This window comes from Streptomyces diacarni, assembly GCF_003323715.1.
GTDB lineage: Bacteria > Actinomycetota > Actinomycetes > Streptomycetales > Streptomycetaceae > Streptomyces > Streptomyces diacarni.
In genome coordinates this window covers 362047-378492 of sequence record NZ_QOIN01000043.1, presented here as the reverse complement: position 1 = coordinate 378492, position 16446 = coordinate 362047, and the positions used below count along the sequence as shown (strand labels likewise).

The following is a 16446-nucleotide window of genomic DNA, read 5'->3' as shown; positions in this document are numbered from 1 at the left end:
AAGGTGAAGGTCGCGGGGCGCCGGCCCCGCGGCAGGGACACGCGCGTGCGGGCACCCGTACGGGCGCACGGGTACACATACGGGAAGGTGGCAAGAGTGAAGTTCGTACTCGAGGTCGACATGGCGCACATGCACGGCAAGGACGAGGCCGTGGCCGAGTTGGGGCGGGTGCTGCGGTACTGGGGCGGGAATCTGCGCCACTACGCGCTGGAGCAGGGGGATGCCGCCGAGGTGTACGACTCGGACTACCGTGAGGTCGGCAGCTGGCGTGTGACCGCGGCCTGACGGCGCGGACGAGGCGAGAAGGTGGACGGATGACGACTGCGGGCGCTGACCCCTTGCGGATCGGACACGAGCTAAACGGCGCGGTCGTCACCGTCGACCCCGCTCTTCCCGACCGGGTGCGGGAGGGCGTCGAGCAGATCGTCGGACGTCCTGTGGGGACCGGCCGGGGGCCCCGGGTGCACATCGGCCCTCACTTCCCCGAGCTCGCCGAAGGGGAGCGGCTCTTGTGGGTGCACAGCACCAACGCGGGCGTCGACGCGCTGCTGAAGGCGCGTACGCCGTGGCCGCGCGAGGTGCTGCTGACTCGTACGGTCGGACGCATGGGGGAGCGGATCGGGCAGTACGTCCTGGCGTGGGTGCTGGCCGAACTCCAGAACGTGCCCGCATTCCTGGAGCAGCACGCCCGCCGCACCTGGCACGGGCTGCCCACCGAACTGGCCGACGGCGCGGTCGCGGTCGTCCTCGGGGCCGGCCGCATCGGCACCGCCATCGGGACCGCGCTGCAACAGTGCGGTGTCCACACGGTCGGGGTGGCGCGGAGCCCGCGCGAGATGCCCGGTTTCGACAGCGTCGTTCCGCTGGGCGTGCCCGAAAAGCCCGGGGGCGGACCCTCGCGGGAACTGGCCGACGTGCTGGCGAAGGCCCGCTGGGTGGTCAACGCGCTGCCCCTCACGCCGCAGACCAGCGGTCTTGTCGGCGCCGGTCTCCTCGGGGCGTTGCGCGGTGCCACGTTCCTCAACGTCGGCCGTGGGGAGACGGTGCTGACCGACGCGCTCGCCCGGGCCCTCGACGAGGGAACGGTCGGGCACGCCGTCCTCGACGTCCTTCCCGAGGAGCCCGCGGCACCCGCCGACCCGGCCTGGGATCTCCCTCGCACCACCCTCACCTGCCACTCCGCGGGGCCGACGACCCACGAGGACGTCACCGCCGATTTCCGCGCCGCGTGGCAGGCCCTGCGCGCGGGCGAACTCCCCACGCTCACCGTACGGGTGTCGGCCGGGTACTGACCTTCGCCGACCGGCACGCCGCGCCCGGCGCCCCGGCCCCGGCCTCCGGTCCCCGCACTGACGAAAGTCAGGGAAGCGACCTGCCGATCGTCGGTGCCCGGCACCCCCGCGGCCTTCCTACGCTCCCGCACATGTTCTTCAACTCGCCTCGCGGGACGGCGCTCGCCGTCCTCCTCTCCGTCAGTCTGCTCACCCCGGCCGCCGTGGCCTGCGCCCCCGCGGGAGCCTCCCCCCGGGCGGCCGGCTCCGACCTGTCCGCGCCCGGCTCCGGCGAGCACCGGGACACCCGCCTGTCCCTTCCCCATCCCACCGGCCGGTACGGGATCGGCGGCGCGACGCTGCACCTGACCGACACCGCGCGCCGCGACCCCTGGGTGCCCTCGGCGGGGGACCGCCAGGTGATGGTCTCCCTCCGCTACCCGGCACGGCACGTCAGCGGTCAGGGCGCGCGGATGCCGTACATGTCGGCCAAGGAGGCGAGGCTGCTCCTGGAGGGGCAGAAGCTGGACGAGCGCCTGAAGGCCGAGCAACTCGCCTCCGCGCGCACCCACGCGCGTGAGGGCGCGCGTCCGGCAGCCGGCAGGCACCCGCTGATCCTGCTGTCACCCGGTTTCACCCTGCACCGCGCCACCCTCACCGTGCTGGCGGAGGACCTGGCCTCGCGCGGTTACGTGGTCGCGCTCGTCGACCACGCGTACGAGTCGTTCGGCTCGACGTTCCCCGACGGCGACACCTCCCGCACCCTCACCTGTGTCGCCTGCGAGACGGTCGAGAAGGCGCCCGACGACGACGGGGAGAAGGAGATCCTGGCCCGGGCCGCACGCACCAGGGCGGCCGACCTCTCCTTCGTCGTCGACGAACTGACCCGGAAGCCGGGCCGGGGCGACACCGCCCACCACGACTACAGCCGCCTCATCGACACCCGCCGCATCGGGGCCGCCGGGCACTCGCTGGGCGGCAACGCGGCGGCCGTGGCAGCCGGTACGGATCACCGTGTCCGCGCCGCGGCGAACCTCGACGGCAGCTTCTTCGCCCCCGTACCCCGTGCCGGAACGGACCGCCCCGTCCTGATGCTCGGCACTCGTAAGGGCCACACCCCGCAGGCCGACGACCGCACCTGGCCGCGCCAGTGGACCCGCCTCCACGGCTGGAAGCGCTGGCTGACGGTCGCCGACGCCGGACACTTCTCCTTCAACGACCTCCCCGTCCTGGGCGGCCTGCTGGGCATGAGCGACCCGTCGGCCCCGCTGCCCGGCAAGCGCTGCCGCCAGATCACCACCGACTACGTCACCGCGTTCTTCGACCAGCATCTCCGCGGACAGCACCGCCCCCTGCTGAACGCCCCGACGAAAACCAACCCGGAAGTCACCTTCCACAACCCGTGACCGACCACCGCCTCGCTACGTCCCCTCCGCCAGCCCCTGGATGCGGCGGGCGTGGTGGGCGTGGGCGGTGAGCATCTCGCGGGTCCGGGCGTGGGGGAGGGTGAGGGCACCGTCCTCGACGAGGGGGCGGCCCTGGACGAGGGTGTGACGGGGGCGTACGGGGCCGCAGCGGAGCCAGGCCTCGACCGGGTCGGTGTGGGCGCCGGTGAAGGAGAACTCGTCCAGGTCCCAGACCACGACGTCCGCGGGGGCGCCCGGCGCGAGGCTGCCCAGGCCGTCCTCGCGGCCCAGGCAGGCCGCCGCGTCGACGGTCGCGGCGCGCAGGATGTCGCGGGCGGTGGCCGCCCCGGCGCCGCCGCGCTCTCGTGCGGCGGTGAGCGCCGCGCGCGCCTCCAGCCAGAGCGAGGCGTGGTCGGTGGAGGCCGAACCGTCGCAGCCCAGGCCGACGGTGACGCCCGCGTCACGCAGAGCGGGCAGGCTCGCGGCCCCCGCGCCCAGCATCATCGTCGATCCCGGGCAGTGGGCGACGGCCGTGCCCCAGCGTCCCAGCCGCTCCCTCTCCCGCGGCTCGGTGAAGATGAAGTGCGCGACCCAGGCACGGTCGCTGCCCCAGCCGACGTGCTCGAACTGCTCGACGGGGCGGCGGCCGAAGCTCTCGCGGCAGTACTCCTCCTCGCCGAGGGACTCGGCCAGATGCGTGTGCAGCCGTACGTCAAGCCGTTCGGCGAGGCGGGCCGTCTCCACCATCAGGCGTTCGGTCACGGCGGCCTGGGTGGAGGGGGCCAGTGCGATGCGGAGCATCGAGCCCGGCGCCGGGTCGTGGTAGGTGTGCACGAGGCGTTCGCTGTCGGCCAGGATCTCCTCGACGCTCTCGGTGAGCTGTTCGGGGGCCGGGCCGCCGTCCTTCTCGGACAGGTCGAGGGCGCCCCGCGCGGGGTGGAACCTGAGCCCCACGTCGCGGGCCGCGCGGATCTGGGCGCGATGAGGCGGGGGCGCGGGTGCGCGTAGAGCATGTCCGTGGTGGTGGTGCAGCCGCCCAGCGCGAGCTCCGCCAACCCGACCCAGGTGGAGACCTCGACGGCTTCCTCGTCCACGGCCGCCCAGAGGGGGTAGAGCGCCTTCAGCCAGTCGAACAGTTCGTAGCCGGTGGCGGGGGCGTAGGCGCGGGTGAGGTTCTGGAAGATGTGGTGGTGGGTGTTGATCAGCCCCGGTGTGACCAGTGCGCCGCGCGCGGACAGGGTGCGGGCCGCTGCGGGTTCCTCGCCGGCGCGTCCGGTGGCCGCCACCGTGCCCCGCTGAGGGCGACCCAGCCGCCGGGGATCTCGTCCCCCGCCATGGTGACGACCGTCTCCGCGTCACGGATGAGTGTGTCGGTCCGGTGGTTCACGGACAGCTCCTCGTCGGTTGTGCGGGCATGCGTGCGGGGCCGTGCCGGGGGGAACTCGCGAACGGTCGGGCCTGACGGCGCCGAGTGAGACGGAAAGAGTCGCGAAGAGTCGGGAAAGAGTCGGGAAGAGGGGCGTCATGCACTGCTACGACTGCTTCAAGGAAGGCACCGAGAACACGGCCGTCGCCGTCTGCGTCGACTGCGGCGCGGGCGTGTGCACGCGCCATCTGCATGACGAGCCGGAGCCGGTCCGCCGCTCCAGCGCCACCGGCCGGGTCTGGTCGCCGCACGACGCGCGCCGCATGGTCTGCCTCGTCTGCCACGAGTCGCTGCGGCAGAACCGCCACTGAGTTCCCGCACTGAGTCCCCCGTGGTGCGGCGCGATCCCCGCCGGATTCCCCGCCGGATTCCCCGTGCGGGGCTGAGTTCCCGCGGGTGACTGACCGTCCGTAGGACCCTCGCCCGCCTGACCGTACGTTCGTCTGCCCTTCGGGGGTCAGCGCCGCACCGTCCGGGCCACCGCGGCCGCCCCCGCGGCGGCGGCCGCCGTACCGAGTGCGGCGAGCAGGCCGTGGTGGTGTGAGGCCCACAGCTGGTAGCTGCGCTTGGTCGCCTCGTCGTCGAACTCGCCGTGCGCGCCGTAGTCCTGCTGCTGGTCGGCGGGCTTCCACAGGTTGTCGGGCTGGGAAGGGGCGCGGTCGTGGTCGGCCTGCTGCCCCTTGAACGCGGTTCTGGCGAGGTAGCGGTCGAGGAGGCCGGGCGCGAACTTGTCGCCCAGCAGGGTGCCCACGGTGGAGCCGCCGACCCAGTACTCGCGGCGCCGCGGGTGGTCGGCCGCGTACAGGACGCCGCGCGCGGCGACCTCGGGCTGGTAGACGGGCGCGACCGGGCGGGGGTTGTGCGGCAGGCGTGACTTGACCCAGGTGAACTGCGGGGTGTTGAGCCCGGGCAACTGCACCATCGTCACGCTGACGCCGCTCTTGGCGTGCAGCAGCTCGCAGCGCAGCGACTCGTTAAACCCCTGGATGGCGTGCTTGGCCGCGCAGTAGGCGGCCTGCAGCGGGATGCCGCGGTAGGCCAGCGCGGAGCCGACCTGGACGATGGTCCCCGCGTCGCGGGGCTCCATGTGGCGCAGCGCCGCCAGCGTCCCGTGGACGAAGCCGAGGTAGGTGACCTCCGTCGCCCGGCGGAACTCCTCGGCGCGCACCTCGTTGACGGGTGCGAAGACGGTGGAGAACGCCACGTTCACCCACACCGAGATCGGTCCGAGTTCCCGTTCGATCCGTTCGGCTGCGGCGTCGACGGCTGTGTGGTCGCTGACGTCGATGTCCAGCGGGAGCGCCGTGCCGCCCGCGTCGCGTACGTCGTCGGCGGCGCGTGCCAGGCCTTCCTCGCCGCGGGCGACGAGAGCGACACGGGCGCCGCGCGCCCCGAAGGCCCTGGCAGTCGCCCGGCCCACCCCGCCGCTGGCGCCGGTGACCACGACGACCTGACCGTCCGCTCCCGCCGGACTCGACTGCGTTCGGCTCATCGGCACACCCTCCTCGTCTCCGCGTGTCCACGCGTGTCCTCGTCGCGTACGGGCGGTCCCCTCGGTGCGGGGGCCGCCACGCGCTGCCGTGTGCGGCGGCCCACCGGGTACCCGCGTACGCGGCCTCGCTCACACGCCTCCAAGGGCTCCTCAGGGGCCGAGGAGGGAGAACAGGCCGCCGTCCGGGTCGCGTACGGTCGCGAAGCGGCCGTGCGAGGCGTGCTGGACGGGCGAGACCACCGTGCAGCCCGTCTTTTCGACCGCGGCCAGCGCGGCGTCGATGTCGGTGGCGCGGAAGTAGACGTCCCAGCGGGTGCGCCGCTGCGGGTCGGGCGCCGCCTCGACGCCGCCGCCGCGCAGCCCGGCGACGGTCTCGCCGTCCACCAGGATGTGCACCTCGTCCTGCTGTTCCTCGTAGCTCACCCCGTGGCTGGGGTTCTTCGTCCAGTCGAGCACCTCGCCGTAGAAGAGCGCGGCGGCGAAGGCGTCGCTGGTGTGCAGTTGCAGCCAGGCCGGGGCGTGTCCCGCGCCCACCTCCCAGCCGCGCGGCAACTCGCCCTGCCACAGGCCGAACGCCGCGCCGTGCGGGTCGGCGGCCATGACGGCGCGGCCCTCTCCCACGCGCAGCGGGCCGACGGCGACGGTGGCGCCGCGTTCGCTGATGCGCTCACATGCCCGGTCGGCGTCGTCGACGGAGAAGAAGACGGTCCAGCGGACGGGCAGCTGCCAGGAGACGGCGGCTTCGTTGAAGCCGGCCACCGGCGCCCCTTCCCTGGTGGCGGTGCGAAACCCCGGGCCGAGGGGGCTGTCGACGAAGGACCATCCCAGTACGGCGCTGTAGAACTCCTCGGTGGCCCGCCGATCGCGGACGGTGAGGCTGACCCAGCAGGGCACTCCGGGTACGGAATCCATCACGACACCTCTAGCCTCCTGGGCGTTCCTCTCTCGCGTCTCGTCGTGCGTTGCGGTCGTGCTTGCCTGTCCGACTTCTTCCTTCCTTCCCGGGGCTTCGAGTTCCTGCCTGAGCAGGTCTCCGCCTCGCGGTTTCGCGGGTTCTCGCTGCTTCGTTCCGCTGCGTGCGGCTTCCGGCCGCTGCCGAACGGCTGCTTCTGACGGCTGCTTCCGGTCGCGCGATTCCTGTGCGCCGTGGTGCCCCTCGTCCGCAGAGGTGAAACAAGGACGAGAATGTACGTTTTTGTGAGTTTTGCTCTTTCTGCTGTCGGGTACTGGGCGGGATGCGCTGATTGCACGGCGACCGCCGCGGTCGGCCGGTCTCCACCCCTACTCGTCGAGCGCCGTCGCGCGCCCCCTGGAGGAAACCGTCATGATGGCCCACCCCGACACCCTGCGAGAGCTGCTCGACCGCTACGAGAAGCTCCGCGCCCGCCCCGGCCATCCTCAGGAACTGGACGACGTCTCGTACACGCTGTGCGTCTCGACGAACACCCGCGACATCCACGACGCGCTGCGCGCCGCACGCGAGCACATCGCGGGCGCCGCTCAGGCGGCCTGAGCATCCGACCGCCGCGATCCGCCTGACCCGCCCGCCGGCTCCCCGGCGGGCGGGTCAGGCGCCCCGGACCGTACGCGCGCCGACCGTGCCCGTACGGACCGGGCGCGTACGGACTGTCCCCGTACGGACGGTGTTCGCACGGACTGGCCTCGTACCGCCCGCGACCGCGCCCGTTCCCGTGCAGTCGCCGCCCGCCTGGGGCGCCACGTGGCCACCACCGCGCCCGCCAGCAGCAGTTCGGCGATGTCGCCGCCGTAGTACATGAGTTCCGCGCCTCCCCGCACCTGTCCGACGGGTGCGGGGATGTCGATGAGGAAGCCTCCGTACATCAGCTGGGACAGTACGGCGTGTCCCGCGATCGCGACGCCCAGCAGCACCAGCCGCGCGGGCACCCCGGGGCGGGCGGGCGCCGGGTCAGGTCCCGCGACCACCCAGGCGAACAGGCAGCCGGCCGCCAGGAAGTGGAGGTGCAGCAGCCAGTGGCCCCAGGGCTGCGCCGTAGCCGCCCCGTACAGCGGCGTGCAGTAGAGGACCGCGAGGGAGCCGGTGTTCAGCAGCAGGGCCGTGACCGGATGGGTGAGCAGGCGGGCCGGGCGGCTGCGCAGCAGGGCGGTGAGGGTCCGCGCGCGTGCGCCCGGCAGGGTGCGCAGCAAGAGGGTGACCGGTGCTCCCAGTACCAGCGCCACAGGTGCGTACATCCCGATCAGCAGATGCTGCGCCATGTGACCGCGGAAGTCGCCGTGCGCCCACGGGGCCAGTGGCGGCAGCACGGCGGCTGCCGCCAGCCCGCACCCGGCCAGGAAGCTCGCGGACCGCCAGGCGCTCCACTCGTGCCGGGGGCCGCGGTGGTGCGCGCGGCGCACCAGCAGCAGGTAGCCGAGTGCGGGGACGAGGGCCGCCAGGGCGGGCAGCAGCACGCCGAACAGGTCCCCGCCGCCGGCACCGCCGCCACCGCCGTGTCCGTGGCCGGTGCCCGGATGCGTGTGGGCGAGGGCCGCCGGGCCCACCGGGTGCGCGGGCGGCGGCGCCGCGCCGCCCGTCATGCGAGCCTGCCGTCCGTGTCCAGGGAGCGGCCGCTGCGCTGGACCAGGTGGCCGACGATCAGCAGTACGGCGCCCAGCGCCAGGAAGCCGATGTCCCACCACAGCTGGTAGGGGCCGCCGTGCACGTGGTGGATGCCCAGGATCTGGTGGTCCAGCAGCCCCTCCGCCAGGTTGAACAGACCCCAGCCCGCCAGGATCCAGCCCCACAGCACCCGCGAGGTCCACACCCGGCGCCGCCCGTGGGTGACCCGCGCGTAGAGGACGGCGAGACCGATCAGCACCGCGAGCCAGCAGACGGTGTGGAAGATACCGTCCCACACGGTGTTCATCTCCAGCCCCGAGACCGTCCGGGGCGAGTAGTACTTCACCCCGATGCGGTCGTCGTCGGTACTGGTCAGCATGTGGTGCCACTGGAGGATCTGGTGCAGCAGGATGCCGTCGACGAACCCGCCGAGCCCCACCCCCAGCACGATCCCCGGAAGCCGCAGGCTCACCGGCTCCCTCCCGTCCCGGATTCCGTCCGTCACGGCCATCGCTCGCCTCCGCCTTCCGTGGCACGTCGCGCCACGCGTCGCCCGTTGCGCGTCGCGCGGCGTCACGGCGCCGTGCGCCGGTCGCCACGGGTTTCCCGCCTCCGACGGGGCCAGTCACTCCCGCTGGCGGTTTCCACCGACCGGCCCAGCGTTTCTGCTGCGTCAGGCGTGGGAACAGCGGTGCGCGAGCGGTCGGCGGCGCGGCCGAGCGACGGTGACCGCTGTCGATGCGAGTGAGGTGAGCGCAGTGCCGGAACCCGGCAGCAAGAGCTACGACAAGCACCGTGCGCGGGGCCGGAAGGACCAGGAGAGGAGCGGCCACACCGACGCCCAGGAAGCGAACGAGGCGGCCAAGCGGGAGATGGAACGCGATCCGCGCTGGCGGCCCTCGGGCCCGCGTACGGAGCGCGGCCGTGGGCCCAAGAGCGAGCGCCCCGGAAACGAGTGAGCCGGCCGTAACGCGCTGGGACGGCCGGTGGCCCGACTCGGTCCCGGACCTGGCCCCGACCGGGGCCCCGGTCCCGGACCTGGCCCTATGCCCGCTCGGGCAGTGCGTGTCCTGTGGTGGCGTCGACGTGGGCGGGCACCTCGTCGTGCCGGTCGCCGACGGACGAGGTGCCCGTCGGCTCGAACAGCAGGATCGCGGCGCCCTCGGGCGCGCTGGGCTTGTGTTCGGTGCCCCGGGGCACGGTGAAGACGGCACCGGTGGGCAGGGTGACCGTCCGCTCCCCGCCGTCCTCGCGCAGCGCGATGTGCAGTTCCCCGTCCAGGACGAGGAAGAACTCGTCCGTGTCCTCGTGGACGTGCCAGACGTGCTCGCCCTTCACCTTGGCGACCCGGGCGTCGTAGTCGTCGACGCGGGTGACGACGCGGGGGCTCCACAGGGCGTCGAAGGAGGACAGCGCCTGGGCCAGCGTGATCGGTTCGTTGCTCATGGACAGCATCCTGAGCCGTGACGGCCGCGCCCCGCGAGTGCTAGAAAACGCATATGGCGCAAGAATCCTCGCAGGCCGTCGGGGCGGGTCTCCACCGAGTCGTCGTGCTCGTCGACGAGAACTCCAACCCGTTCGAGCTGGGCTGCGCGACGGAGGTCTTCGGGCTGCGCAGGCCGGAGATCGGCCGGGACCTGTACGCGTTCACGCTCTGTTCCCCCGAGCCGCGCACGGTGCTGCGGGACGGATTCTTCACGCTCACCGGCGTCGCGGACCTGGCGGCGGCCGAGCGCGCGGACACGCTGATCGTGCCCAACCGCCCCGACATCGAGACCCCGCGGCGCCCCGCCGTGCTGGAGGCCATCCGCCGCGCCCACGCGCGGGGCGCCCGCCTCCTCGGCTTCTGCAGCGGTGCCTTCACACTCGCCGAGGCGGGCGTCCTGGCCGGACGGCGGGCGACGGCCCACTGGCAGTGGGCCGACCGGTTCCGCGCCCGGTTCCCGGACGTGCTGCTCGAACCGGACGTGCTGTTCGTCGACGACGGCGACATCCTCACCGCGGCGGGCAGCGCCGCCGCGCTCGACCTGGGCCTGTACGTGGTGCACCGGGACCACGGCGCGGAGGTGGCCAACGCGGTCAGCAGGCGCCTGGTCTTCGCGGCGCACCGGGACGGCGGGCAGCGGCAGTTCGTGGAGCGGCCGCTGCCGCCCGTGCCCCAGGAGTCGCTGGCGCCGCTGCTGGCCTGGGCCGCGGAGCGGCTGGCCGAGCCGCTGACGGTCGCCGACCTCGCCACCAGGGCCGCGGTGAGCCAGGCCACGCTCCACCGCAGGTTCCGCGGGCAGCTGGGCACCACGCCGCTGGCCTGGCTGACCGGTGAACGCGTCACGCTGGCCTGCCGGCTGATCGAGCGCGGTGAGGAGCGGCTCGACGTGGTCGCCCGCGACAGCGGCCTGGGCACGGCAGCCAACCTCCGCGCCAGGCTGCGCCGCGAGACGGGTCTGAGCCCGACGGCGTACCGCCAGCGCTTCGGCCGGACCGAGCTGCCGGAACCCGCGCCCACAGCACCACAGAGCCGGGCGGCCCCGTAGCGGCACGGGCGTTCGGCCGGAGACGCGATGAGCGTTGCCGGAAGAATCCCGGGGCATGCCGCGCCCGTCGCCGAACAGGTCTGCGAGAGTGTCACCCGGACGGAACCGAACTGCTCACCGCGCCGGAAGGACCTTTGTGGGCGAGAACAAGGACCGCATGCTGGCGGGGGAGTGGTACATCCCCGACGACGAGGAGCTGCAAGCGGCGAGCCAGCGGCGCGCCGAACTGTGCGCGGCCTACAACGCCGCGGACACCGCGCCGGCCGCCGAGCGCCGCAGGATACTCGGCGAACTGGTCGGCGAGCTCGGTGAGGGCGTGACCATCCGGCCGCCGTTCCGCTGCGACTTCGGCACCTACCTGTCCATCGGCGCCCACACCTTCATCAACTTCGGCGCCGTCTTCCTGGACGCCGCGCCCATCACCATCGGGCGCCACGGGCAGATCGGCCCCAACGTGCAGCTGCTGACGCCCACCCACGAGCTGGACGCCGAGCGGCGCCGGGCCGGCTGGGAGAAGGCGGTGCCCATCACCCTTGGCGACAACGTGTGGCTCGGCGGCGGGGTCATCGTCTGCCCCGGGGTCACGATCGGCTCGGACACCGTCGTCGGGGCCGGCTCCGTGGTCGTGGGAGACCTGCCGGCCGGCGTCCTGGCCGTCGGAAACCCGGCCCGGGTGGTGCGCGAGCTGTGAGGGCCGCCTTCCCGGGCTGAGGCCCCCGCTCCCGCCCCCGGACCGGCCGCCGCCGCTCAGGGGCGGCGCCAGGAGTCGTCGAGGCAGGTGCGAGCCCGCCTGCGGGCCCATTCGCAGCATGCCGCCGTCCACCGCCCACGACGCGCCGGTCACCTACGCCGCCCCCTTTCACCTCGCGCACCGAGCCGAAGTCCAGGTCGAGGAACGGAGCGGAGGTGCCGGCCCCGGCGTCTTGACGAGCACGTCGGTCCGGCCGAGTCCGTCCGCGAGCTGGTCCACGACCTGGGCCGCGTCCGGCAGGTTCGTCAGATCCGGGTGCGGCACCGCCGCGCGGCGGCCCGTGCGGTCTCCTTCCCCAGCGGGCCGCAGCCCGGTGGTGCGCGGCGCGCCGGGCGCCCCGCCGTCGGGTCGCCGCCGCCGTGCCGACGTGAACGGCCGCACGGCGCGCGTGAGGGCCCGCGGCCGGAGGGGCTCGCGGCCGATGTGCGACCCGTGCGAGCGGCGCGCATGCTGGAAAGCGACGCGCGTTGGACCGCTTGAGTGACGTGAGCGAGGTGAACGGCTATGCAGCACGACGAGTTCATCGGTCAGATGCAGGCACGGGCCCACCTGAACAGCAGAGGAGCGGCGGAAGCCGGAACGCGGGCCACCTTGGAGACGCTGGCGGAGCGCATCCCGGCGCCGATGGCGGAGAAGCTCGCCGCGCAGCTCCCCACCGAGCTGGGAGAGCACCTGCGGAGAGTGGAGTTCGCTCCCGACGAACCCGTCACCGGCGTGCGGATGGACCGCCACGAGTTCTTCGACCGCGTGGCGCGGCGTGCCAGGACGGACCCGCCCAAGGCCGTCCACGAGGCCCGCACGGTCGTCGAACTGCTGGAGGAGGCCACGCAGGGCGCGTTGACCGAACGCATCCGCCAGTCACTCGACGAGGAACTCGCCTCCGTCCTGTTCTCGGGCAGCACCGGCACCGCCGGAAGCTGAGCCGAGCCGTGCGGACGGCAGGCGAAGGCGTCGGCTCAGAAAGGCAGCGAGCAGCATGAGCACTGCGCACACCACCGTCGACGAGGTGCTGGCCGCACTCGGCGACGTGGATTTTCCGGCGGACAAGGACGAGCTGATGCGGGCGGCGTCGGAATCCGGCGCCTCGGGCGAGGTCCGCGTCGCACTGCGCGGTATCCCACCCGAGGAGTACGCCAACCGCGAAGAGGTGGCGCGCTCCGTCCGCGTGGACCCCGACTCGGACCTCGACCTCAGCCCCGCACAACGCGCCGAGCAGGCCAGACAGGGCGGCAGACACGGGCAGTCGCAGCACCTGCGCGAGGCGCCCAAACCGCCGGTCGAGGACGAACTCGACCGTTGAACCCGGACCGCTGAGCAGGCACCCGCACACCGCACGCGACACGGCAGCCCAGCCCAGCCCGGCACCCACCAGGAATGCGAGGGAGGACCCTCATGGTGCGCAAGAAGGTCGAAGGCGACGAGGAACAGCGGCGCGCCGCGGCACACAAGGCCCACCGCGACGAGGAACCGCCCAGCGCCCGCAGCGTGACGACGGGAGCGTCCAAGCAGCGCGCCCACCGCGCGGGCCCGTCCGCGCGGCAGGACGAGGAGATGCTGGCCCAGCGGCAGGGCAAGCAGGGCCACAGCGCGGAGGCCCCCAGCCCGGCGCCGCGCGGCGGGGCCGGCCCGGCGGAGCCGCGCAGCCCGTACCAGGGGCGGGGCAGGCCCGGCTACTCGCAGGAGCACGAAAAGGTCTTCCGCGCCCTGGTCACGGCCGAGGAGGAGCACGGTGGCGAGGCGGTCAGCCTGGAGGACGTCTCGCGGGAGGCGGAGATGCCCAGGGACCGCACCCGCACGATGATGCACGACCTGGTGACCGTGCATCACCTCGCCACCGAACTCCAGAGCGCCGACACTCGGGACGTCGACGCGCGTTACGAGAGCAAGCCGGGGCGCTGAGCGGGCGACCGGCCCGACCGGCCCGACCGGCCCGGCTGGATGGCGGTCCGGTCGGGGCGCCCGTTCACTCCGCCCGGCTGCCGCCCTTGCGCGCGTCCACCGCCTCCGGCGCGTCCTTCGACCCGCTGACCGGCGCGGGCAGCCGCCCCGTGCCGTCCCCGGAAGCGCTCGGGGCCTCGGCAGCGGGCCGGGTGTGGCGCTGACCGCCGAGCGGTCCCCGCGCCACCTGCCGCTCCGTCTCCCGTGCGCCGGGTGAGGCCGGCACGCCCGTGACGGCCGTCGCCGTCTGGGCCCTGTGTTGCAGCACCCCCTCCAGCAGCCGTGGTGCCGTGAAGGACGCCCCGTGCACGAAACGCATCGCGGGCCCGAACGAGGGAGCCGTCAGCAGCCCGGCGAAGAAGAGCCCCGGGCACGAGGACTGGAAGCGCGCGTCCAGCCAGGGCGCGTCGCCCGTGCCGACCCGGCGCAGCCCCTCGCGCAGCGAGGAGTCGAGCATGCCGAGCCGGGACAGGTCCGGGGTGAACCCGGTGGCGGCCACCACGTGGTCCGTCTCCAGGGTGGAGGCCGTCCCGTCCGCCGCCGCCAGCCACAGCCGTACCCGTTCGCCCAGCACGCCGCCGACCCGGCGGACACCCGGCGCCGTCCTGTCGGCAGCCGTGATCGTGTGGCCCAGGAGCGTCGGCACGGCCGTCTCGAAGCGCTCCCGCAGCCACCAGGCGCCCGCGGGGCCCAGCGCGTTGCGGGCGATGTGCAGCCGTGTGGAAGCGGGCAGCCGCCGCACCGCGGACGGCAGCCGGGACCACACCCAGCTCGGCCAGCCGGTGCCCAGCGCGCTGTGCGGGTCGCGCAGAGCCGTGAGCCGCCCGCGCGCCAGCGGCTGCGGCGGCGCGTTCCAGTCGATGCGGGGCGCCCGCGCGACGACGCGCACGCGCGCCCCCTCCTCCGCCAGCAGCGCCGACGTCTCCAGCGCGGCCTGCCCGGCGCCCACCACGGTCACGTCCTTGCCCGCGAAGCGGCTCAGCTCGCGGTGGTGGGTGCTGTGGGTGACCAGCTCGGTGGGGAGACCGCCGAGCGCCGGTGGCCGCTGGGCGAACGGCAGCACGCCGACGGCCAGGACGACGGCGCGCGCCGTCAGCCGCTCGCCCTGCGCCGTCTCCAGCACGAACCCCTCGACGCAGGGGGAGACCCGTGTCACCGTCTGTTCGTCGGCGGGCGGCGCCGCGTTCCGGCCGAACCAGGTGCCGTACTCGGTGAAGGTGTCCAGCGGCAGCGGGCTTCCGTGCGCGACCTCGATACCGCGCTGGGCACAGTAGCCGGCGAGGGTGTGGGCGCCCGAGGGGTCGGACAGCGCGGAGGCGTCGGGCTCCGACTTGAGGAACATGCCGCGCGGCATGTGGTCCCGCCAGGACGCCATGGGTCTGCCCAGCAGCCGCAGGTTGAGCCCGGCGGCTGCGGCGTGCGAGGCGACGGACAGTCCGTAGGGGCCGGCGCCCACCACGACGAGGTCGTACATGGGTTTCCTTCTCTCTGTGCGGCGTTGCGGGGTTTGGAGCTGGGGTCTGGATGCTGGGGAGGGTGGGCTGTGCGGGTGTTGCCGGTGGTGGGGCGCGGTGAGCGGTCCGGCGGGAAGGCGGCGTCAGGAGTCGGCGGCCAGGAAGCCCGGGTCCGGCGCGGGCGACGGCCGGTGCGGTGGAGCCGGCGCGGCCGGTGGTGCGGGTGCGGCCCGCGCGGCGCGGGCCGGAGGCGTGGCGGAGGCCGCGGGCCGCGGCACCACTGCCCGGCGCGCGCGCAGCCCCCGCAGCCGTTGCTTCCTCCGGTGCCGGGGGCCGAGGCGCGGGCGACCGAGGCGCAGCCCTTCGCGCAGGCAGCGTGCCAGCCAGCCCGCCGCCATGGCGGCGAAGGGCAGCGGGTCGTCGGCGGCGAACCAGGCGCGTTCCACAGGCCCGCGCGCCCGCCGTACGCGGCCCGTACGGCCGAAGGACGCATCCTGGGTCCGGCCCAGCAGTGCGGAGAGGACCGCGTAGTTCTCCACGACGTACGTGCGCCCGGGGCTGGCGCGCGCGGCCGGCACCGGGCGGCCGGTCAGGTGCAGGTGCTGGGCACGGACCACGTCCACGCCGTTCTCGTCGGTGAACAGCCGGAACTGGGCGCCGGGCCGCGGATTGAAGTCCACCAGGTGGTGGACGCCGGTGTGCGGGTCGAGCCGGAAGTCCAGGTCGAGGATGCCGCGGTAGTCCAGCCGGGCCGTCAGCCGCGCCGCCGCCGCTTCGACAGCCGGGTTGGGCAGCCAGGTGCCGACCGCCGTCAGGCCGGTGTGCGGGGGCCAGGAGCGCTCCTTGCGTCCCGCGCCGCAGGCCAGGAGCCGTCCGCCCTCGGCCGCGTACCCGTGGAAGAACCAGTCGGCGCCCGGGCCGTCGGGCAGTCTGCGCTGCAACAGCAGGGCGCTGCCGGCCTCGGCGCTCCGCGCGAACAGCCGCGCGGCCTCGCCGGGCGTGCGGACCAGCGCGGTGCTGCGCAGCCCCGGAGGCAGCAGCCAGGGGCGACTCCACTTGGCCACCACGGGCAGGCCCAGGGCCGCCGCCTCGCGGGCCGCCTCGGCCGCGCTGCCGGGCAGCACGGTGCGCGGGTGGGGAACGCCGGCGCGGTCGCAGAGGGCGGCCAACTCCGCCTTGTCGGCCAGCTGGGCGGGCAGCCGGGGCGCGACGGACGGCAGCAGACAGTGCCCGGCGAGCCGGGGCGCGAGGCGGGCGACGGCGATGGCCCCGTGGTCGTCGAGCGGGACGAGGACGGCGGGCCTGCCGATGGCACGGGCCGCCCCCAGCAGCGCCCGCTCCAGCTCGCCGTCCGGCGGCGTTCCCGCGGCGCCCGCGGCCGACCACCGCACCGGCGTGTGGAGCCGGTGCAGATAGCGGGTTCTGGCCACCGGGCCCGGGTCCGTACCGAGCAGCGCGTGCACCTCGACGCCGACGCGCCCCAGCGATCTGGCGGCGCCCAGGGTGCCGTGGTGGTACGGGTTCGGGTCGAGTCTCAGCAGCAGCGCTGGCACGTCCGTGGCGAACGACGGCATGAGGGGCATGTCCTTCAGACGCGGG

At 74.1% G+C, this 16446-nt stretch carries 20 protein-coding genes and 2 pseudogenes; 11 read left to right on the top strand and 11 right to left on the bottom strand.

Going from position 1 to position 16446, the window contains the following annotated elements; translation table 11 throughout:
• Window positions 1–96 precede the first annotated feature (96 nt).
• From DTL70_RS15745 to DTL70_RS15735, 3 genes are all read left to right on the top strand, one after another.
• Window positions 97–285 (top strand): hypothetical protein, encoded by a 189-nt coding sequence (locus DTL70_RS15745; RefSeq protein WP_114022533.1) that lies wholly within the window; start codon window positions 97–99, stop codon window positions 283–285.
• A 29-nt stretch (window positions 286–314) separates the two neighbouring features.
• A complete protein-coding gene (locus DTL70_RS15740) occupies window positions 315–1292 on the top strand; it encodes an NAD(P)-dependent oxidoreductase (protein WP_114022532.1) in 978 nt (325 codons plus the stop codon).
• A gap of 131 nt (window positions 1293–1423) precedes the next feature.
• The gene (locus DTL70_RS15735) at window positions 1424–2677 is read left to right on the top strand and encodes an alpha/beta hydrolase family protein (protein ID WP_114022599.1); all 1254 of its coding nucleotides are present in this window, start codon (window positions 1424–1426) and stop codon (window positions 2675–2677) included.
• Between the two features lie 15 nt (window positions 2678–2692).
• Here DTL70_RS15735 and DTL70_RS15730 read toward each other — a convergent pair whose 3' ends face one another.
• The 3 genes and pseudogenes from DTL70_RS15730 to DTL70_RS34315 form a co-directional block, all read right to left on the bottom strand.
• Window positions 2693–3631, bottom strand: a complete 939-nt coding sequence (locus tag DTL70_RS15730) for an amidohydrolase family protein (RefSeq protein ID WP_281278697.1) — start codon at window positions 3629–3631, stop codon at window positions 2693–2695.
• 98 nt (window positions 3632–3729) lie between these two features.
• Window positions 3730–3963 (bottom strand): annotated as a pseudogene (locus DTL70_RS34790) (8-oxoguanine deaminase); the annotation flags it as partial.
• On the bottom strand, window positions 3879–4064 hold the full coding sequence (locus tag DTL70_RS34315; protein ID WP_245979404.1) for a hypothetical protein: 186 nt from the start codon (window positions 4062–4064) through the stop codon (window positions 3879–3881). The pseudogene DTL70_RS34790 and the gene DTL70_RS34315, both read right to left, overlap by 85 nt.
• Window positions 4065–4201: 137 nt before the next feature.
• On the opposite strand from DTL70_RS34315, the gene DTL70_RS15725 reads away from it, so the two are divergent.
• Complete coding sequence (locus DTL70_RS15725; protein ID WP_114022531.1) at window positions 4202–4414, top strand: DUF2180 family protein; 213 nt, start codon at window positions 4202–4204, stop codon at window positions 4412–4414.
• Window positions 4415–4560: 146 nt separating this feature from the next.
• On the opposite strand, the gene DTL70_RS15720 is transcribed toward DTL70_RS15725, so the two are convergent.
• Together DTL70_RS15720 and DTL70_RS15715 are read right to left on the bottom strand one after the other, a co-directional pair.
• Window positions 4561–5595: an SDR family oxidoreductase gene (locus tag DTL70_RS15720; RefSeq protein WP_114022530.1), complete on the bottom strand. Its 1035-nt coding sequence runs from the start codon at window positions 5593–5595 to the stop codon at window positions 4561–4563.
• A gap of 150 nt (window positions 5596–5745) precedes the next feature.
• The gene (locus tag DTL70_RS15715) at window positions 5746–6507 is read right to left on the bottom strand and encodes a VOC family protein (protein WP_114022529.1); all 762 of its coding nucleotides are present in this window, start codon (window positions 6505–6507) and stop codon (window positions 5746–5748) included.
• A 412-nt stretch (window positions 6508–6919) separates the two neighbouring features.
• On the opposite strand from DTL70_RS15715, the gene DTL70_RS15710 reads away from it, so the two are divergent.
• Window positions 6920–7108, top strand: a complete 189-nt coding sequence (locus tag DTL70_RS15710) for a DUF5133 domain-containing protein (RefSeq protein ID WP_114022528.1) — start codon at window positions 6920–6922, stop codon at window positions 7106–7108.
• Here DTL70_RS15710 and DTL70_RS15705 read toward each other — a convergent pair.
• On the bottom strand, window positions 7096–8151 hold the full coding sequence (locus DTL70_RS15705; RefSeq protein WP_114022527.1) for a cytochrome c oxidase assembly protein: 1056 nt from the start codon (window positions 8149–8151) through the stop codon (window positions 7096–7098). The two genes, DTL70_RS15710 and DTL70_RS15705, sit on opposite strands and share 13 nt — an antisense overlap.
• The gene (locus tag DTL70_RS15700) at window positions 8148–8684 is read right to left on the bottom strand and encodes a DUF2243 domain-containing protein (protein ID WP_181860939.1); all 537 of its coding nucleotides are present in this window, start codon (window positions 8682–8684) and stop codon (window positions 8148–8150) included. The genes DTL70_RS15705 and DTL70_RS15700 overlap by 4 nt, the downstream gene beginning before the upstream one ends.
• 247 nt (window positions 8685–8931) lie before the next feature.
• Here DTL70_RS15700 and DTL70_RS15695 point away from each other — a divergent pair, with 247 nt between their 5' ends.
• The gene (locus DTL70_RS15695) at window positions 8932–9132 is read left to right on the top strand and encodes a hypothetical protein (RefSeq protein WP_114022526.1); all 201 of its coding nucleotides are present in this window, start codon (window positions 8932–8934) and stop codon (window positions 9130–9132) included.
• 85 nt (window positions 9133–9217) lie between these two features.
• Here DTL70_RS15695 and DTL70_RS15690 read toward each other — a convergent pair whose 3' ends face one another.
• On the bottom strand, window positions 9218–9619 hold the full coding sequence (locus DTL70_RS15690; protein WP_114022525.1) for a cupin domain-containing protein: 402 nt from the start codon (window positions 9617–9619) through the stop codon (window positions 9218–9220).
• Window positions 9620–9672: 53 nt separating this feature from the next.
• Here DTL70_RS15690 and DTL70_RS15685 point away from each other — a divergent pair, with 53 nt between their 5' ends.
• Window positions 9673–10704 carry a helix-turn-helix domain-containing protein gene (locus DTL70_RS15685; RefSeq protein WP_114022524.1) on the top strand — a complete coding sequence of 344 codons (1032 nt, stop codon included), beginning with the start codon at window positions 9673–9675 and terminating at the stop codon, window positions 10702–10704.
• Between the two features lie 136 nt (window positions 10705–10840).
• Window positions 10841–11395 carry a sugar O-acetyltransferase gene (locus DTL70_RS15680; protein ID WP_114022523.1) on the top strand — a complete coding sequence of 185 codons (555 nt, stop codon included), beginning with the start codon at window positions 10841–10843 and terminating at the stop codon, window positions 11393–11395.
• Window positions 11396–11451: 56 nt separating this feature from the next.
• On the opposite strand, the pseudogene DTL70_RS35125 reads toward DTL70_RS15680, so the two are convergent.
• Window positions 11452–11548 (bottom strand): annotated as a pseudogene (locus DTL70_RS35125) (SDR family oxidoreductase); the annotation flags it as partial.
• 411 nt (window positions 11549–11959) lie between these two features.
• Here DTL70_RS35125 and DTL70_RS15670 point away from each other — a divergent pair.
• From DTL70_RS15670 to DTL70_RS15660, 3 genes are all read left to right on the top strand, one after another.
• Window positions 11960–12376 (top strand): DUF2267 domain-containing protein, encoded by a 417-nt coding sequence (locus DTL70_RS15670; protein ID WP_114022522.1) that lies wholly within the window; start codon window positions 11960–11962, stop codon window positions 12374–12376.
• 55 nt (window positions 12377–12431) lie between these two features.
• Window positions 12432–12755 (top strand): DUF2795 domain-containing protein, encoded by a 324-nt coding sequence (locus tag DTL70_RS15665; protein WP_114022521.1) that lies wholly within the window; start codon window positions 12432–12434, stop codon window positions 12753–12755.
• Window positions 12756–12847: 92 nt separating this feature from the next.
• Window positions 12848–13354, top strand: a complete 507-nt coding sequence (locus tag DTL70_RS15660; RefSeq protein WP_114022520.1) for a hypothetical protein — start codon at window positions 12848–12850, stop codon at window positions 13352–13354.
• 64 nt (window positions 13355–13418) lie between these two features.
• On the opposite strand, the gene DTL70_RS15655 is transcribed toward DTL70_RS15660, so the two are convergent.
• Window positions 13419–14867, bottom strand: coding sequence for an NAD(P)-binding domain-containing protein (locus DTL70_RS15655; protein WP_114022519.1), 1449 nt, complete (start codon window positions 14865–14867; stop codon window positions 13419–13421).
• Between the two features lie 123 nt (window positions 14868–14990).
• Window positions 14991–16421 (bottom strand): carboxylate--amine ligase, encoded by a 1431-nt coding sequence (locus DTL70_RS15650; protein ID WP_114022518.1) that lies wholly within the window; start codon window positions 16419–16421, stop codon window positions 14991–14993.
• Between the last annotated feature and the right edge of the window lie 25 nt (window positions 16422–16446).